The organism is Salinicola aestuarinus, from assembly GCF_003206645.1.
Classification (GTDB): Bacteria; Pseudomonadota; Gammaproteobacteria; order Pseudomonadales; family Halomonadaceae; genus Salinicola; species Salinicola aestuarinus.
On sequence record NZ_PZJP01000002.1, the window covers coordinates 18,371 to 34,286 of the forward strand.

Consider the following 15,916-nt stretch of genomic DNA (forward strand, 5'->3'; position numbering starts at 1 on the left):
GCTATCCGTCTTCGACGTCTCGATGATGGCGAATGGCCTCGATCAAGGCCTGGTAGAGCGCGCGCTGCGATTCGGCCTGACGCAGGGCCTGGCGTACGCTCGCTTGACTCATGATGCCGGCGACTTCGGCGAGCAGCGACAGATGCGCATCGTCCGCCTCTTCGGGGACCAGCAGCACGAAGACCAGATCGACCGCCTCGCCGTCGATGGCATCGAAGTCGATGGCGTCCTCCAGGCGCATGAATCCCGCCAGGGGCGATTTGCAGTGCGGACTGCGGGCATGAGGAATGGCCACGCCGTTGCCGATGCCGGTACTCCCCAGCCGCTCGCGACCGATCAAGCGGCTGAAGACTTCCTGGCTGTCCAGGCTGGGCGTGTTCTGTGCGATGAAGGTGCTGAAGAACTCCAGCACCCTTTTCTTGCTGCCCCCCGTGACCTCGAACAAGGTGCGTTCGGGGGGCAGAATCGTTTCCAGTGTGATCATCAGGCCTTAGCGGGCGCCAGCGCCTTGGGCGCGGGCTTGTGCCTTCTCTTTGTGTTTGACCAGTTGGCGGTCGAGCTTGTCGGCCAGCGCATCGATAGCGGCATACATATCGACGTCACTGGCGTCGGCGTGTAGATCCTTGCCTGCCGCGTGCAGTGTGCAGGCAGCCTGCTGTCGCTCCTTCTCGATACTGAGCGTGACCTGGACATTGGTGATGTTGTCGTAGTGACGTTCGAGACGTTCGAGTTTTTCCCCGACGTAGTCTCGGAGAGCATCGGTCAGATCGACGTGGTGGCCGGTAACGTTCACTTGCATGGCACGCTCCTGTTGCGGCAGTTGGCCCTACTGATTGTAACCCTTTTCCGACTGGTGCAAAGGCATGGGCGAAGTTTGATCGTCGACGTCGCTTTCGGCGCAGTCCTGATCGTCATATTCGCCCTCAGGACAGACGCTTGCGTTCGCTCGAAGAGGGGATGCCCATTGCCTCGCGGTACTTTGCCACAGTGCGCCGGGCAACGTTGATATCCGCCTCGGCGAGCAGGGCCACCAATTTGCTGTCGGAGAGTGGCTTGCGTGCCGGTTCCTCGCTGATCAGCTTCTTCAGCCGGGCACGAATGGCGGTGCTGGAGACGCTATCGGCGTCGCCGCTCTGGCCGCCGACCTGGCTCGAAAAGAAGTACTTGAGTTCGAAGACGCCGCGCGGGGTTTGGATGAACTTCTGTGTCGTCACCCGCGAAATGGTCGATTCATGCAGCTCGACGCGTTCGGCGATGTCGGCGAGGATCAGCGGTTTCATCGCCTCCTCACCACGCTCCAGAAAGGCGATCTGGCGTTCCATGATCTCGCGGCCCACCCGCAGCAGCGTGTCGTTGCGACTCGAGAGACTCTTCATCAGCCAGCGGGCTTCCTGCAGGTGCTGGCGCAGAAACACGTTGTCATCGCTTTTGTCCGCTCGTCGGATCAAGGCCGCGTAGTCCGGCTGAATGCGCAGGCGCGGCAGCGCATCGGCGTTGAGTTCGATGCGCCACCCCTCGGGCGTCACTCGGGCGACGAGATCCGGGATGACATAGCTGTTGTCGGCGCTCGAAAAGCGCTGGCCGGGCCGAGGGTCGAGGGTGCGAATCAGGGCGATGACGGCATCGAGCTCGTCGTCGTCGAGGCGCAAACGACGCTTGAGCAGGCGCCGGTCGTCGGCGGCCAGTGCGTCGAGGAACTGACGCACCAGCCGTTTGGCCTGAATCAATAGCGGGGTATGGGTGTCCAGCGCCTCGAGCTGCAGCAGCAGGCACTCGCGCAGGTCGCGAGCGCCCACGCCGGTGGGGTCGAACTGCTGAATTCGGGCCAGTATGCCTTCGACGTCGGCGAGGGTCGTCGATGGATCGTCGTTCTGCCAGCCCTGAGTGAGTGCGTCGAGGGAATCCTCGAGGTGGCCGTTTGGGTTGATGGCGTCGATCAGGTAGCTCGCCAGCGGTGTGTCGCCGGGCTCGAAATCCCCCATCGCCAGTTGCCACAGAAGGTGGTCCTTGAGCCCGACCACATTCGTGTTCCGGTCGAGATCGGGCGCCTCGCCGATCGAACCGGCCACGCCGGCGTCCTGATAGGTATCGCTCCAGTCGCTGTCGACGCTGAGCTCATCGGGTATCTCGCTGGACCAGTCATCCTCGCCGGTGTCGTCGACGGCCTGCTCGCCAAACTCATCTTCGAGCTCGAGCAGGGGGTTACTGTCGAGTGCCTGCTGTATCTCCAGGCGGAGATCCAGCGTGGAGAGTTGCAGTAGCTGAATTGCCTGCTGCAGCTGAGGCGTCATCGTCAGCTGTGTGCCGACCTTGAGTTGCAGAGAGGCTTTCATGGACATGGCGCTAACGTCGTCTGTCGCAACGGTGAAGGGTTACGGTAATCCTGAAGTTAGCGACTTTCAACGCTTGACATGCAACAAGTATGCCATGGGGGTGCGCTGCCTGGCCGGGTTGTCGGCCGACGTGCGTGCTGGGGAGAGCGCGAGCCAAGATCCCCATTGCCGGGCGCCGATGGGGTACGGAACCGATGGGGCGGTCTCGCGAACCGACGCATCGCGAAAAGCGACGGTCCGCTTGCCGGGTCAGTGGCGACAGCCGAGCGCGGCGGTCAGAGACGAAATTCGTGTCCGAGGTAGACCTCGCGGACGCGCTGGTTGTCGAGAATCGCCTCGGGTCGACCTTCGGCGATGATCTGTCCGTCACCCACAATGTAGGCGTTGTCGCAGATGTCGAGCGTTTCGCGCACGTTGTGGTCGGTGATCAGCACGCCGATCTCTCGGTCGCGAAGCTGGCGAATGATGCTCTTGATATCGCCGACTGAGATGGGGTCGACCCCGGCGAAGGGCTCGTCGAGCAGAATGAACGCCGGCTCGGTCGCCAGGGCGCGGGCGATCTCGACGCGCCGTCGCTCGCCGCCGGAGAGTGACATGCCGAGGTTGTTGCGAATGTGCTCGATATGAAAGTCGCCGAGTAGCTCTTCGAGTCGTTGACGTCGCCCGGGGCGGTCCAGATCTCGACGGGTCTCGAGAATCGCCATGATGTTGTCGGCAACGCTGAGCTTGCGGAAGATCGAGGCCTCCTGGGGGAGATAGCCGATACCGGCGCGAGCGCGGTCGTGCATCGGCGCACGGCTGAGATCGCGATCATCGATATGCACGCTGCCGGCGTCAGCCTTGACCAGGCCCACGATCATGTAGAAGGAGGTCGTCTTGCCGGCCCCGTTGGGGCCTAGCAGTCCGACGATGCTGCCCTGGCGCAGCGTCAGGCTGAAATCGTGGACGACGCGGCGTCCCTTGTAGCTCTTGGCCAGGTTGGCGGCCGTTAACGTTCTCATGGGTACTGAACCTCGTTCACGCTTGGCGGCGCTACTGCTGTGTCTGCTGCGGCGTCAGCGTCATGCGGACGCGACCGCCGCTCTCGTCTTCGCCGCTACGGCTGGAGCGAGCACTGACGCGACGCGAATCGAGATAGTACTCGACATAAGCGCCATCGAAGGTATCGCCACCCTGATGCAGTTCGGCATTCCCGACCAGCTCGACCCGGCGCTCGGCAGCATGGTAGATGACGGTGTCGCCCCAGCCCTCGACCTGTTCCTGGTCGGGCGCTGGCGTCTGGGCGAGATGCGCGCGGCGGCTGCCGCCCTTGGCCGTGACCACGCTGACCTGACCATTGTTGCCGCGTTGGATATCGACTCGCGCGGCGTTGAGCTGCATGCTGCCCTGCTGCATATCGACACCGCCGGAGTAGACCGCGGTGCCCTCGCTGTCATCGATCTCCAGCTGGTCGGCGGCAATATGAATGGGCGCGCTGGCGTCGCCATCCAGGGCGAAGGCGGGCGTGCCGGGCACGCAAAGCGCCGTCAGCATCAGCAGTTGGCCGAGTTCTCGCCTCATGATCATTGATCCTCAGGTTGCTGGGGCAGGTAGCCTTTGACGTCGTTCGTCAGGCGCATGCGATTGTCATCGATCCAGGCGTCGAAGCGCTCACCGCTCATGCGTTGATCATGCTGGCTCAAGACCGACGGTGTGTCACTCCAGGCGTGCGCTTGCGGGTTGTCGTAGTGCAGCGTCTGGGTCTCGAGTTGCCAGCCTTCATCGGGCTGGACCAGTTGCGCATTGCCCTCCAGGGTGAGCTGCTCGCCGCCGCGCATCAGTCGTGCGCTATCGGCGGTGATCTGCCACTGACGCTCCTCGGCGTCGATGAGGTAGCCGTGGGGAGTCTCGGCGCGGATGACGTCATCGATCGGGGTGTGAGCCATGCGTGGCGTTTCGAGGCGCTGGTAGGGGCGTCCATCGGCATCGAATCGAGTCAGGTTGGCATCTTCCAGATAGTAGTCGGGTTCGCCTGCCTCGTTGCCGGGTAGCGGTTCGCTCTCCGGTTCGCCGCGCTGATCCAGCCAGGCCAGGCCGCCACCGAGCAGCAGCAGGAGCGCGACGAGGCCGAGTCGTCGCCACCATGGCGATGGGAGTCTGGCGGTCTGTTTCACGAAATCTCCTTGCGGTCCGACGCGTTCAAATCACGCCGCTTCTCAGCAGGTCATGCATGTGCAGGGCGCCGACGGGGTAGCCATCCTCGATGACGGCAAGCGCCGTGATGCGGTTGTCCTCCATGATGCGCACCGCCTCGGCGGCCAGCATGTCGGGGGACGCGGTCTTGCCGCCGCGGGTCATGACGTCATCGACGCAGAGCGTTGCAAAGTCGCCGCGCTGATCCAGCGTGCGGCGCAGATCCCCATCGGTGTAGACACCGGCGAGCTGGCCGTGTTCATCCACCACGCAGGTGAAGCCCATTCCCTTGTGCGTCATCTCCAGCAGCGCTTCACGCAGCGGGCTGCCGGCCGGCACGCAGGGCAGCCGGTTATCGCTGTGCATCAGATCGCGCACGCGAAGCAGGAGTCGTTTGCCGAGCGTGCCGCCGGGATGGGACAGCGCGAAGTCCTCGGCGCTGAAGCCACGGGCTTCCAGCAGCGCAAGCGCGAGGGCGTCACCCATGGCAAGCGCCGCGGTGGTCGATGAGGTCGGGGCGAGGTCGTGGGGGCACGCCTCGCGAGAGACGCCGACATCGATGTGGACGTCGCTGTAGCGGGCAAGCGTCGAGTGCTTACGCCCGGTGAGGCTCACCAGCGGGGTGCCGAGGCGCTTGAACAGCGGCAGCAGCCCCGTGATCTCCTGAGTCTCGCCGGAGTTGGAGAGGGCGACGACCACGTCATCGCCGGTGATCATGCCGAGATCGCCGTGGCTCGCTTCACCGGGATGGACATAGAACGCCGGTGAGCCGGTACTGGCGAAGGTGGCGGCCATTTTGCGCGCGATGTGCCCGGACTTGCCCATGCCGGTCACGATCAAGCGTCCCCGGCAGCGCATCATCGTCTCGCAGGCACTATCGAAAGCATTGTCGAGCTTGTCGACGAGTTCACCGATGGCCTGCTGCTCGAGCGTCAGCGTGTGGCGGGCGCTGGCGCGAAAATCGAATTGGGATTGTGTCATCACGGTAGTCCGCGGTCTCGTCGGGTTGCCTGGCGCGCAACGCGCCGACGTCGGACGAGATCAGTCGAAAGCAAGAGTGTGGCGGGGGAGTATACCTACGATCGCGTCGGGATTCGTCCTCGCCTGTCGATGCATTTGACGGATTCGCGACGCGCTGGCTGGTCGATTTCACCCAGGTTAGGATACAATGTTCGATAATATTAAAGATCCGGAATGGTGGACCATGCATGAATGACCCGATCATGATCGAGGTCAAGGATCTGCATTTCACCCGCGGCAAGACCCAGATCTTTCGCGGCGTCGACCTTCAGATTCCTCTCGGTAAAATTACGGCCATCATGGGCCCGAGCGGCACCGGCAAGACGACGCTGCTCAAGCTCATCGGCGGCCAGTTGACGCCGGATCGTGGGCAGGTGCTCATCGACGGTCAGGATGTCCACAAACTCTCCCGGCGAGCCTTGTTCGGGCTGCGTCGACGCATGGGCATGCTGTTCCAGAGTGGCGCGCTGTTTTCCGATCTCGACGTTTTCGAAAACGTGGCGTTCCCGCTGCGCATCCATACCGATCTGCCCAACGCCATGATTCGCGACATCGTGCTGATGAAGCTTCAGGCGGTGGGGCTTCGGGGCGCGCGTCACCTGATGCCGTCCGAGCTCTCCGGTGGTATGGCGCGCCGCGTGGCCCTGGCGCGTGCGGTGGCGTTGGACCCTGAGCTGGTGCTGTATGACGAACCTTTCGTGGGGCAGGACCCGATCTCGATGGGCGTACTGGTCCAGCTGATCAAGAAGGTCAACCAGGCGCTAGGGCTGACGGCGATCATGGTCTCGCACGATATCAAGGAGACGCTGTCGATCGCCGACTATGTCTACATTATCGCCGACGGTCAGGTGATGTCCCACGGCACGCCCAGCACGCTGGACGTCAACGACGATGCTCACGTGCGTCAGTTCGTGCACGGTGAGCCCGACGGCCCGGTACCGTTCCACTATCCGGCGCCGGATTTTTATGACGATATTCTGGCACCGGCGGGGCAGTTTTCATGATCGATCGCATCGCCTCACTCGGGCGCGCCACGCTGGACGTGCTCGCCGCCATCGGTCGCGCCGGACTCTTTCTTTTCCACTCCATCGTCTGTCTACCGTCCCGGGAAGGGATCTACCTCTGGATTCGCCAGATGCATTTCGTCGGCGTGATGTCGATGGCCATCGTGGTGGTGTCGGGGCTGTTCATCGGGATGGTGTTGGCGCTTCAGGGCTTCACGATTCTGGTCGGTTTCGGTGCCGACGAGGCGCTGGGGCAGATGGTGGCGCTGTCGCTGGTCCGCGAGCTGGCGCCGGTCGTCGCGGCGTTGCTCTTCGCCGGGCGTGCCGGCTCGGCGCTCACCGCCGAGATCGGGTTGATGAAAGCGACCGAGCAGCTCACCAGCATGGAGATGATCGGCGTCGATCCGCTGCGGCGCATCGTGGCCCCGAGACTCTGGGCCGGTTTCGTCTCGCTGCCGATCCTGACCGTCATCTTTGGCGTGGTGGGTATCTGGGGCGGGTATCTGGTTGGCGTGAAATGGCTCGGTGTCTACGACGGCTCCTACTGGAGCAACATGCAGGACAGCGTCAGCTTCGTCGGTGACGTGCTCAACGGCATCATCAAAAGTCTGGTGTTCGGACTGGTTGTGACCTGGATCGCGGTGTTTCAGGGCTACGACTTGATACCGACCTCCGAAGGGATTTCACGCGCGACCACCCGCACGGTCGTGTACGCCTCGCTGGCGGTACTGGGACTCGATTTCATACTTACCGCCTTGATGTTTGGAGATTTGGGATGAAGCGCAATAGCGTACTCGAGCTGGGGGTCGGCATTTTCATGCTGGCGGGCATTCTGGGGCTGGTGTTTCTGGGGCTGCGCGTCAGCGGCCTCGGCGTAGGGATGCCCAGCGACACATTCACGCTGAACGCCAATTTCTCCAACATCGGCGGCTTGCGGCCGGATGCCAAGGTCACCATGTCCGGTGTGCGTATCGGCAAGGTCACCGACATCGAGCTCGATCAGAAGTGGTTCGATGCCAAAGTGGTGATGGAGCTCGACTCGCAGTACGACGGCAAGCTCTCGGAAGATACCACCGCTGCGATTCTGACCTCGGGCCTGCTCGGTGAGCAGTACATCGGTCTGACAGTCGGCGGTGCACCGGATACGCTTCACGATGGAGACGTCATACGCGATACCCAGCAAGCGCTGGTGCTGGAGGAGTTGATCCAGCAGTTCGTATCCAATATGGCCAATTGACACGACAAGGAGTCGATCTATGAACCTCTCATCTGCTCAGTCCCGCCGTGGCGGTGTCGCGCTTGCCGCCATGCTGCTGTCGGCGCTGCTGGCGGTCTTCGCCACCACGGCGCAGGCGCAGCAGCCGTCACCGGAAACGGTCATTCGCCAGAGCGTCGACTCGCTGATGGGCGAGCTCGACGGCAAGAAGGATTATTACGCCAACCATGAGGACGAGCTGGCGGCGCTCGTCGACGACAACATGGCCGACGTTGCCGATTTCCGCTATATCGGCGCCAGCGTCATGGGGCGCTATTTCCGCGCCGCCACGCCGGAGCAGCGGTCGCGTTTCGTCAACGTCTTTCGCAAGACGCTGATCGACACGTACGCCAAGGGTCTGGTGACGTTCGATTACCAGACGCTGAACGTCAAAGCGAATGACGATGCCGGTCGCTACGAGGATCAGGAGTCCGTCGCGATGGACGTGGTCTCGACCAGTGGCGAGACCTACCCGGTCAGCTTCACGCTGCGGGAGAGCAATGGCGAGTGGAAGGTGATCAACGTAATCGTCAACGGCATTAATCTCGGGCTGACATTCCGCAACCAGTTCGATCAGGCCATGCGCGACAACAACCGCGACATCGACGCCGTCATCAACGGTTGGGCGCCGGAAGTCGGCACCGACGAGCTTGAGCAGGGCGGCGACTCTTGAGTCGGCTTCTCGAACGAAAGGACGCGACGCTCGACGTGGTCGACGGCTGCGTCCTGACCATTCGCGGCGAAGCCGACTTCGATAGCGCCGGAGCGCTGGCCAAGGCGGGGCGCCAATGGCTGGCCGAACAGGCCGCAGAGAGCTCGGTCCGCTTCGATCTCACCGGCGTTGAAGTGGCCAGCAGCGCCGTGCTGAGCGTCCTGCTGGTATGGGTTCGAAGCGTCCAGCACCACTCGCTGCGCCTGGAGCGTGTGGTGTTATCGACGCCGCTGCAGCGGCTGATGGATATTACCGAACTCACGGCGCTGATGCCGGCGCAGGAGACGACCTGCGCCTGATTGGCCAGGGTCGCCAACCGGGTCGCGTCGACGCGGCGGCTGACGAAGGTCAGTCGCCGCGTCGTCGTTAAGGGCCGGGAACGGCGTGGCGTGCGTTCGCGACCCGTGATCGACATGTCACGTTTTTGCATGACCCGGCGTCGCCAACCCGGGGCGCTTTCCGCTACCATGTGCCGCTTTACCATCGCGTGTGATTCAGCCGTCATCAGGGAGGGAGTTGCCATGCAACCCAGCGACGTCAAAAGCCGACTCGAAGAGCGAATCGACGGCTGCGAATTCCATATTCAGGGTGAAGGCTGCAACTTTCAGGTGACCGCCGTCGGCGATGTCTTCGACGGCATGAGCAAGGTCAAGAGTCAGCAGCTGATTTACGGCGCGCTCTCCGACGAGATCGCCTCGGGGGCGCTGCACGCCATCACCATCAAGACCTTTACGCCGGCCCAGTGGCAGAGTGCCCCGGAAAACACCGGCCTCTGACCGCCACCCCGCGACCCTGCGGGGTCGCCTCTCGTTCGAGTGCATAGCGAACTTTCATGGATAAGTTGATCATCACCGGTAACGGCCCGCTGAACGGTGAAGTCTGGGCCAGCGGTGCCAAGAATTCGGCACTGCCCATTCTGACCGCGACGCTGCTCGCCGACGAGCCGGTCACCATCGGCAATCTGCCGCATCTGCAGGACATCACCACCACGCTCGAGCTTCTGGGTCGGATGGGCATCGAGCCCGTCATGGGCGAGAAGATGAGCATCCAGATCGACGGCTCGCAGGTTCGCGACTGTCATGCGCCCTACGAGCTGGTCAAGAAGATGCGCGCGTCCATCCTCGTGCTCGGACCGCTGCTGGCCCACTTTGGCACCGCGGACGTCTCCTTGCCCGGCGGCTGTGCTATCGGTTCGCGACCGGTTGACCTGCACATCCGTGGGCTCGAGGCGATGGGCGCCGACATCCGCGTCGAGGCGGGCTACATCCGCGCCCGGGTGGACGGTCGTCTGAAGGGGGCGACCATCTTCTTCGACACCGTGACGGTGACCGGCACTGAAAACCTGTTGATGGCGGCAACCCTTGCCGAGGGCACAACGGTGCTCGAAAACGCGGCGCGTGAGCCCGAAGTGGTCGATCTCGCCGAGTGTTTGATCGCGATGGGGGCGAACATCCGCGGCCACGGCACGGACACGATCACGGTCGAGGGCGTCGAGCGACTGCACGGTTGCCACTACGACGTGATGCCCGATCGCATCGAAACAGGCACTTTTCTGGTGGCCGGCGCCGCGACGGGGGGGCGCGTTCGTGTGCGTAACGCCCGCGCCGACATCATGGAAGCCGTGATCAGCAAGCTCGAAGAGGCCGGGGCGACCGTGACCTCCGGCGAAGGGTGGATCGAGCTCGACATGGAGGGGCGCAAGGCCAAGGCCGTCAATGTGCGCACCGCGCCTTACCCGGCTTTTCCGACCGACATGCAGGCGCAGTTCGTGGCGCTCAATGCCGTCGCCGAGGGCACGGGAACGGTCGTAGAGACCATCTTCGAGAATCGCTTCATGCACGTGCAGGAGCTCAACCGCATGGGCGCGCAAATTGCGCTCGAGGGCAATACAGCGGTGGTGAGCGGGGTCGAGCGACTCTCCGGTGCACCGGTAATGGCGACGGATCTGCGCGCCTCGGCGAGCCTGGTGATCGCAGCGATGGTCGCCACCGGTGAGACGCTGGTGGATCGTATCTATCACATCGACCGCGGCTATGAGTGCATCGAAGAGAAACTGCAGCTGCTGGGCGCGAAGATCCGCCGTGTGCCGGGCTAGCGAGCCGCGTGGCGGGATCGCCAAGTCCCGCCGCGAGGATCGAACCGAACGAACGTAGATGGATGACATGAGCGATCAATTGATAGTCGCGCTCTCCAAGGGAAGAATTCTCGAGGAGACGCTCCCGCTGCTGGCGGACGCCGGCATTGTACCGGCCGAAGATTTCGGCAAGAGCCGCAAGCTGCTCTTCGACACCAATCTCGACAACGTCAAACTGGTGGTGATACGCGCCGTCGACGTGCCGACCTACGTCCAGCTGGGGGCGGCGGATCTCGGTGTCGCAGGCAAGGACGTTCTGCTCGAACACGGTGCCGACGGCCTCTATGAGCCGCTCGATCTCGGTATTTCCCGCTGTCGCCTGATGACCGCCGGTATCGTCGGGGCCACCCCGACGCGAGCGCGTCGACGGGTGGCGACCAAGTTCGTCAACGTGGCCCGACGCTACTATGCCGACCTCGGCATTCAGGCCGAGGTGATCAAGCTCTACGGGGCGATGGAGCTTGCCCCGCTGATGAATCTCGCCGACGAGATCGTCGATATCGTCGATACCGGCAATACCCTGCGGGCCAATGGGATGGAGCCGCGCGAGCTGATCGAGAACATCAGTACGCGGCTGGTGGTCAACAAGGCCTCGATGACGATGAAGCACGCCGAGCTCAAGCCGCTGATCGAGCGACTGCGAACAGCGGTCACCGAGCGAGAGCAGAACGCCTGAAGTCCGCCGGGTGCCGACGCCGGGTCAGGCACTCGGCGCCGGCTCGCTCGCGACCGATCCGATACCGCAACAGGGCGCGACCCTGCGCCCTCGCCAACGAGACAATTCCATGAGCCAATCGCGACCCCTTGCTCGTCTGACCACCCAGGATGCCGACTTCGACTCTCGCCTCGATGCGCTGCTGGCGTGGGAGGGTGTCTCCGACCGTGAGGTCGTCAGCCGTGTCGATGACATCATCGGTGGCATTCGCTCGCGGGGCGACGCCGCGCTGATCGAATACACCAACCGCTTCGATCGCCTCAATGCCACCGACGTCGAGGCGCTGACGCTCACCGCGGAGCGGCTGAAGCGCGCTTTCGATGCGCTCCCCGATGAGCAGCGCCAGGCGCTCGAGCATGCGGCCGAGCGAATTCGCCGCTATCACGAGCACCAGAAGCCCGGTTCATGGCAATACGAGGAGGCGGACGGGACGCGCCTGGGGCAGAAAGTCACGCCGATCGATCGCGTCGGCCTGTACGTGCCAGGCGGCAAGGCGGCTTATCCCTCCTCGGTGCTGATGAACGCCATTCCGGCCGCGGTCGCTGGTGTCTCCGAGATCGTGATGGTGGTGCCAACGCCGGACGGTGTGCTCAACGATTTGGTGCTGGCGGCAGCGCATCTCGCCGGCGTCGAGCGGGTCTTTACGGTAGGCGGCGCTCAGGCCGTGGCGGCACTCGCTTACGGCACCGAGAGCGTACCGCGGGTCGACAAGATCGTCGGCCCCGGCAACATCTACGTGGCGACCGCCAAGCGTGCGGTATTTGGCCAGGTCGGCATCGACATGATCGCCGGCCCCTCGGAGATTCTGATTGTCTCCGACGGCGGCACCGACCCCGAGTGGCTGGCGATGGATCTCTTCTCGCAGGCCGAGCACGACGAAGACGCGCAGGCGATTCTGATCGGGTGGGACAAGGACCATCTCGACGCGGTGGAGGCGGCCATCGAACGTTTGCTGCCCACCATGGAGCGCGAGGCGATCATTCGCGAATCACTCTCCCGACGAGGCGCGCTGATCCACTGTCAGAGTGTCGACGAGTCGGTCACCATCGTCGACCGTGTGGCCCCGGAGCATCTCGAGCTCTCCGTGGAAGCGCCGCAGGCGATGGCCGATCGCGTGCGTCACGCCGGCGCCATCTTCATGGGGCGCTATACGGCGGAGGCCCTCGGCGACTACTGCGCGGGCCCGAACCACGTCCTGCCGACGTCGGGAACGGCGCGCTTCTCCTCGCCGCTCGGCGTGTATGACTTCCAGAAACGCTCGTCGCTGATCCAGTGCTCTCCCGACGGCGCGGATAGCCTGGGTCGCACGGCCTCCGTGCTGGCAAGAGGCGAATCGCTTACCGCCCATGCCCGTTCCGCCGAGAATCGCTTCAAGCGCTAGCGCATTGCCGGTCGCCCCTGGTGTCGGCCGGCAGTGTCCCGCCTCGACTAGGGTCAATCGGCGCGGTATCTGGGAAGCGCCGCATCAGACGCGATGCTCGGCCTCAGAGCGGCAGCGCTCTCACGCCTGACTGCGACGTGGATTTGGCCGAGGAGGGCGGCCCGTCCTGCCAGGCGGTTTTCTCAGATTGCCCGGAATCCGGCAATCTTTCGCTCTCCCCCGAGGGCGTCTCATCGCCTGCCGGGGGGCGACCCGTCTTCTGTCGCGGGTGGGTTGGCGTCGGGGGTCTGACCGTCGTCCGTCCGCGGCGGGGCCTGGCGGGACGAGCCTGGCTTTGAATCTTCAGGCTCTGGACGTTCACCCACCATCACCATCACTTCCTGTTTCTTCCCCCCTCTGATCAGCGTGATGGGGAGCCGAGCACCAGGCGCTATCTCCGCGATATCGGCCATGGTGTCGCGGGGGTCGCGAATCGGTTTGTCACCGATCGAGATCAGGATGTCTCCCGGCTGCAGGCCTGCCTGATCCCCCGGCCCACCATTGATGACGTTGGCGATGATCACGCCGCTCAGCGTTTTGAGACCGAAAGAGGTCGCAAGGTCGGGTGTCATCTGCTGGGCATCGACGCCCAGCCAGCCGCGAATGACTCGGCCGTGAGTGACGATATCGTCGAGAATGCTGCGGGCGACATTGGCCGGGATGGCAAAGCCGATCCCCTGAGAACCGCCCGACCGGGAGAAAATCGCGGTGTTGATTCCGATCAGCGCGCCGCTGGCATCTACCAGCGCGCCCCCCGAGTTGCCGGGGTTGATGGCGGCGTCGGTCTGGATGAAATCCTCGTAGGCATTCAGACCGAGGTGATCACGCCCGGTTGCGCTGATGATGCCCATGGTCACCGTTTGTCCCACGCCGAACGGGTTGCCGATGGCGAGACTCACATCCCCGATCGCCACGTTTTCAGAATCGCTGAGCGTGATCACCGGCAGGTCGTCCAGGTCGATCTTGAGTACCGCGAGGTCACTCTCCGGGTCGGTCCCGATGACCTGGGCAATGGCTTCACGGCCGTCGCGCAGCGCGATTTGAATCTGGTCGGCGTCGTTGATGACGTGATTGTTGGTCAGGATATAGCCGCTCTCGCTCACGATGACGCCCGATCCAAGGCTCGACAGCATGCGCTGTCGCTGGGGCATGTCATCGCCATAGAACTGACGAAAGAACGGGTCGGACATCAGCGGGTGCTGGCTGACGTCGACTTCTCGAGAGGAGTAGACGTTCACCACCGCCGGGGCGGCGTGATTGACGGCCTGCGAATAGCTGACCGGCCCTTGCTGGCGGTTGAGGGCGGGCGCATCGAGTAGTTGCGGCGCGCCAGCGGAGGTCGTGGTGCCGTGACCCAGTAGGCTCGGGAAGGCGTAGAGCAGTGCAACGGCGACGCCGATGCCGCAGAGCGCGGGCCAGAAATAGGCCAGGAAATGGCGGCGCATGCGCGGATCCTTGAATGACGGTCTGGCGACGCTGGCCAGTCCGTTGTTGGGAAGCCCCGGCTCACTGTCTGCACGAGTGAAAGGCGGCATGGCGGGGGACGCAGACGTCAGGCCCGGGGGGCTCTCGTCTGGCCGACGTGGTATGGAGTCCCGCGCACTGACGTTGTCTCTCGGCCGGCAGTGGGTTCGGTGCTTTCCTTAGGGTTTGACGGTAGAAACGAGGATAGCGGTTTTCGCCCCGGGGTGGCGCTGACACAATGGGCTCGCTGCGGCGCAACCCAGTCGGCCCCCATCGGCAGGCGAAACGCAGAATTCTAGCATTCATCACCATCCGACGCTGGAGTCGCCATGATTTCCCGAGAGACGCTGACCGAGGCAATCGACGCCGAGTTGAATGTCTCGGCGTTCAAGGATTACACCGTTAACGGCCTGCAGATCGAGGGCAGCGAGACCGTGACTCGCGTGCTCAGCGGTGTGACGGCTTGCCAGGCGCTGCTCGACGAAGCGGTCGCCTGGCAAGCGGATGCGGTGCTGGTGCACCACGGGTACTTCTGGAAGAACGAGCCTGTCGCGATCACCGGTATGAAGCAGCGTCGCGTCTCGACGCTGCTGAAGAACGGCATCAATCTCTGGGCTTACCATCTGCCGCTAGACGCGCACGTGACCATGGGGAATAACGCCTGTCTCGGGCGGCGGCTGGGCCTGCAGGCGGAGCGCTGTCTTGATGGTGAGCTCGGAAAGGGGCTTTTATGGTTCGGTCGCCCCGAGGAGCCGCTGGATAGCGACATGCTGGCCAGCCGCGTCGAATCGACGCTGGGGCGGCGGCCGACCGTGGTTCAAGGTCATACGGGCGAGATCGAGCGTATTGCCTGGTGCACCGGCGGGGCGCAGGACATGCTGGCGAGCGCCGCCGAGGCGGGCGCCCAGGCTTTCATTTCCGGCGAGATTTCGGAGCGCACGACACACATGGCGCGGGAGATGGGCGTGACCTACATCTCGGCGGGGCACCACGCCACCGAGCGAGACGGTGTGCGCGAGCTTGGCGAGTGGATCGCGGCGCGCTTCGGCGTAGAGCATCGGTTCGTGGATATCGACAATCCGGCGTAGCGCGGGTTTCGCATCGCCGTGTCGGGATTGACGACACCTCCCCTCACGCGGCGTCGGCTACCGAGGAAGGGGAGGCGATCAGTAGCGCGGCGGCGAGGTGGGTTCATTCTCTTCTTTGCGCCGGCGAACGCCGAAATCTTCCGATAGCGTGCCTTTCGCGCCGTCCGCGTAATCTCGCGGGACCTGCAGCGAATCGGTCTCCTCATCCTCGGTCTCCTCACTGCCGTGAAGGCGACGCTTGAGTTTGAGATCGTCGACGAGTTTGTCGGCGCCATGGGCGAGATGATGCTCCAGCTCCTGGCTCTGGCGCTGAATGCTTCCGGCGAGGTCGGCGACCTTGGTGAAGTGATCGTTGAGCGCATCCTTGACCTGGTTGAGCTCGAGTTCGGTCTGGGCCAGGCGCTGACGAACCTTCTGGTTGCGGGCCACGTTGGCATTGAGCAAGTGATAGCAGAGGGCGCCAATACCGATGCCTGCCAAGAAACAGGCGATCGCCAGAATCCAGTCGATGTTGCTTTCGTTCACAGTGCGCTCCTCATTGCCGTTTGAAACGGCCGTCCGCATGATCGGTATCGCGTAGTATATCGAGTCGTTCGTTG

The 15,916-nt window shown here is 63.6% G+C and carries 19 protein-coding genes; 10 read left to right on the forward strand and 9 right to left on the reverse strand.

Annotated elements, in window-relative coordinates:
• Position 1: 1 nt before the first annotated feature.
• The 7 genes from ptsN to DOM41_RS02285 form a co-directional block, all read right to left on the reverse strand.
• Positions 2–481: a PTS IIA-like nitrogen regulatory protein PtsN gene (ptsN, locus tag DOM41_RS02255; protein WP_110685343.1), complete on the reverse strand. Its 480-nt coding sequence runs from the start codon at positions 479–481 to the stop codon at positions 2–4.
• A 9-nt stretch (positions 482–490) separates the two neighbouring features.
• A complete protein-coding gene (gene hpf, locus DOM41_RS02260) occupies positions 491–799 on the reverse strand; it encodes a ribosome hibernation-promoting factor, HPF/YfiA family (protein ID WP_110685236.1) in 309 nt (102 codons plus the stop codon).
• A gap of 124 nt (positions 800–923) precedes the next feature.
• Positions 924–2,339, reverse strand: a complete 1,416-nt coding sequence (locus DOM41_RS02265) for an RNA polymerase factor sigma-54 (protein WP_110685237.1) — start codon at positions 2,337–2,339, stop codon at positions 924–926.
• A gap of 269 nt (positions 2,340–2,608) precedes the next feature.
• On the reverse strand, positions 2,609–3,334 hold the full coding sequence (gene lptB / locus DOM41_RS02270; protein WP_110685238.1) for an LPS export ABC transporter ATP-binding protein: 726 nt from the start codon (positions 3,332–3,334) through the stop codon (positions 2,609–2,611).
• Between the two features lie 31 nt (positions 3,335–3,365).
• A complete protein-coding gene (gene lptA / locus DOM41_RS02275) occupies positions 3,366–3,893 on the reverse strand; it encodes a lipopolysaccharide transport periplasmic protein LptA (protein ID WP_110685239.1) in 528 nt (175 codons plus the stop codon).
• A 2-nt stretch (positions 3,894–3,895) separates the two neighbouring features.
• Entirely contained in the window at positions 3,896–4,486 is a 591-nt protein-coding gene (lptC, locus tag DOM41_RS02280; protein ID WP_110685240.1) for an LPS export ABC transporter periplasmic protein LptC, read from the reverse strand.
• A gap of 25 nt (positions 4,487–4,511) precedes the next feature.
• Positions 4,512–5,486 (reverse strand): KpsF/GutQ family sugar-phosphate isomerase, encoded by a 975-nt coding sequence (locus DOM41_RS02285; protein WP_110685241.1) that lies wholly within the window; start codon positions 5,484–5,486, stop codon positions 4,512–4,514.
• Between the two features lie 227 nt (positions 5,487–5,713).
• Here DOM41_RS02285 and DOM41_RS02290 point away from each other — a divergent pair, with 227 nt between their 5' ends.
• The 9 genes from DOM41_RS02290 (at position 5,714) to hisD (ending at position 12,726) form a co-directional block, all read left to right on the forward strand.
• Complete coding sequence (locus DOM41_RS02290; RefSeq protein WP_110685242.1) at positions 5,714–6,529, forward strand: ABC transporter ATP-binding protein; 816 nt, start codon at positions 5,714–5,716, stop codon at positions 6,527–6,529.
• Positions 6,526–7,308 (forward strand): lipid asymmetry maintenance ABC transporter permease subunit MlaE, encoded by a 783-nt coding sequence (gene mlaE / locus DOM41_RS02295; RefSeq protein WP_110685243.1) that lies wholly within the window; start codon positions 6,526–6,528, stop codon positions 7,306–7,308. Before DOM41_RS02290 ends, mlaE begins: the two co-directional genes overlap by 4 nt.
• A complete protein-coding gene (mlaD, locus tag DOM41_RS02300) occupies positions 7,305–7,766 on the forward strand; it encodes an outer membrane lipid asymmetry maintenance protein MlaD (protein WP_110685244.1) in 462 nt (153 codons plus the stop codon). The genes mlaE and mlaD overlap by 4 nt, the downstream gene beginning before the upstream one ends.
• Positions 7,767–7,785: 19 nt before the next feature.
• Complete coding sequence (locus DOM41_RS02305) at positions 7,786–8,457, forward strand: MlaC/ttg2D family ABC transporter substrate-binding protein (RefSeq protein ID WP_110685245.1); 672 nt, start codon at positions 7,786–7,788, stop codon at positions 8,455–8,457.
• On the forward strand, positions 8,454–8,795 hold the full coding sequence (locus tag DOM41_RS02310; protein WP_110685246.1) for an STAS domain-containing protein: 342 nt from the start codon (positions 8,454–8,456) through the stop codon (positions 8,793–8,795). The genes DOM41_RS02305 and DOM41_RS02310 overlap by 4 nt, the downstream gene beginning before the upstream one ends.
• 222 nt (positions 8,796–9,017) lie before the next feature.
• A complete protein-coding gene (locus DOM41_RS02315) occupies positions 9,018–9,272 on the forward strand; it encodes a BolA family protein (RefSeq protein WP_110685247.1) in 255 nt (84 codons plus the stop codon).
• 56 nt (positions 9,273–9,328) lie between these two features.
• Positions 9,329–10,591: a UDP-N-acetylglucosamine 1-carboxyvinyltransferase gene (gene murA / locus DOM41_RS02320; RefSeq protein WP_110685248.1), complete on the forward strand. Its 1,263-nt coding sequence runs from the start codon at positions 9,329–9,331 to the stop codon at positions 10,589–10,591.
• Between the two features lie 67 nt (positions 10,592–10,658).
• Positions 10,659–11,306 carry an ATP phosphoribosyltransferase gene (gene hisG, locus DOM41_RS02325; protein ID WP_110685344.1) on the forward strand — a complete coding sequence of 216 codons (648 nt, stop codon included), beginning with the start codon at positions 10,659–10,661 and terminating at the stop codon, positions 11,304–11,306.
• Positions 11,307–11,415: 109 nt separating this feature from the next.
• Positions 11,416–12,726 carry a histidinol dehydrogenase gene (gene hisD / locus DOM41_RS02330; protein ID WP_110685249.1) on the forward strand — a complete coding sequence of 437 codons (1,311 nt, stop codon included), beginning with the start codon at positions 11,416–11,418 and terminating at the stop codon, positions 12,724–12,726.
• 230 nt (positions 12,727–12,956) lie between these two features.
• Here the strand turns inward: hisD and DOM41_RS02335 are convergent, their stop codons facing one another.
• Positions 12,957–14,210, reverse strand: a complete 1,254-nt coding sequence (locus tag DOM41_RS02335) for a Do family serine endopeptidase (RefSeq protein ID WP_110685345.1) — start codon at positions 14,208–14,210, stop codon at positions 12,957–12,959.
• Between the two features lie 348 nt (positions 14,211–14,558).
• Between DOM41_RS02335 and DOM41_RS02340 the strand changes: the two genes are divergently transcribed.
• On the forward strand, positions 14,559–15,317 hold the full coding sequence (locus DOM41_RS02340) for a Nif3-like dinuclear metal center hexameric protein (RefSeq protein WP_110685250.1): 759 nt from the start codon (positions 14,559–14,561) through the stop codon (positions 15,315–15,317).
• Positions 15,318–15,395: 78 nt separating this feature from the next.
• On the opposite strand, the gene DOM41_RS02345 is transcribed toward DOM41_RS02340, so the two are convergent.
• Entirely contained in the window at positions 15,396–15,842 is a 447-nt protein-coding gene (locus tag DOM41_RS02345; protein ID WP_157956822.1) for a Z-ring associated ZapG family protein, read from the reverse strand.
• Between the last annotated feature and the right edge of the window lie 74 nt (positions 15,843–15,916).

What these genes read in the sequence shown, in the direction of transcription:
- mlaE (WP_110685243.1), top strand. Translation starts at nt 6,526, where the DNA reads ATGATCGATCGCATCGCCTCACTCGGGCGCGCCACGCTGGACGTGCTC.
- lptA (WP_110685239.1), bottom strand. Translation starts at nt 3,893, where the DNA reads ATGAGGCGAGAACTCGGCCAACTGCTGATGCTGACGGCGCTTTGCGTG.
- hpf (WP_110685236.1), bottom strand. Translation starts at nt 799, where the DNA reads ATGCAAGTGAACGTTACCGGCCACCACGTCGATCTGACCGATGCTCTC.
- mlaD (WP_110685244.1), top strand. Translation starts at nt 7,305, where the DNA reads ATGAAGCGCAATAGCGTACTCGAGCTGGGGGTCGGCATTTTCATGCTG.
- DOM41_RS02285 (WP_110685241.1), bottom strand. Translation starts at nt 5,486, where the DNA reads ATGACACAATCCCAATTCGATTTTCGCGCCAGCGCCCGCCACACGCTG.
- DOM41_RS02305 (WP_110685245.1), top strand. Translation starts at nt 7,786, where the DNA reads ATGAACCTCTCATCTGCTCAGTCCCGCCGTGGCGGTGTCGCGCTTGCC.
- murA (WP_110685248.1), top strand. Translation starts at nt 9,329, where the DNA reads ATGGATAAGTTGATCATCACCGGTAACGGCCCGCTGAACGGTGAAGTC.
- DOM41_RS02265 (WP_110685237.1), bottom strand. Translation starts at nt 2,339, where the DNA reads ATGTCCATGAAAGCCTCTCTGCAACTCAAGGTCGGCACACAGCTGACG.
- DOM41_RS02340 (WP_110685250.1), top strand. Translation starts at nt 14,559, where the DNA reads ATGATTTCCCGAGAGACGCTGACCGAGGCAATCGACGCCGAGTTGAAT.
- DOM41_RS02290 (WP_110685242.1), top strand. Translation starts at nt 5,714, where the DNA reads ATGAATGACCCGATCATGATCGAGGTCAAGGATCTGCATTTCACCCGC.
- DOM41_RS02335 (WP_110685345.1), bottom strand. Translation starts at nt 14,210, where the DNA reads ATGCGCCGCCATTTCCTGGCCTATTTCTGGCCCGCGCTCTGCGGCATC.
- DOM41_RS02315 (WP_110685247.1), top strand. Translation starts at nt 9,018, where the DNA reads ATGCAACCCAGCGACGTCAAAAGCCGACTCGAAGAGCGAATCGACGGC.
- hisG (WP_110685344.1), top strand. Translation starts at nt 10,659, where the DNA reads ATGAGCGATCAATTGATAGTCGCGCTCTCCAAGGGAAGAATTCTCGAG.
- lptB (WP_110685238.1), bottom strand. Translation starts at nt 3,334, where the DNA reads ATGAGAACGTTAACGGCCGCCAACCTGGCCAAGAGCTACAAGGGACGC.
- hisD (WP_110685249.1), top strand. Translation starts at nt 11,416, where the DNA reads ATGAGCCAATCGCGACCCCTTGCTCGTCTGACCACCCAGGATGCCGAC.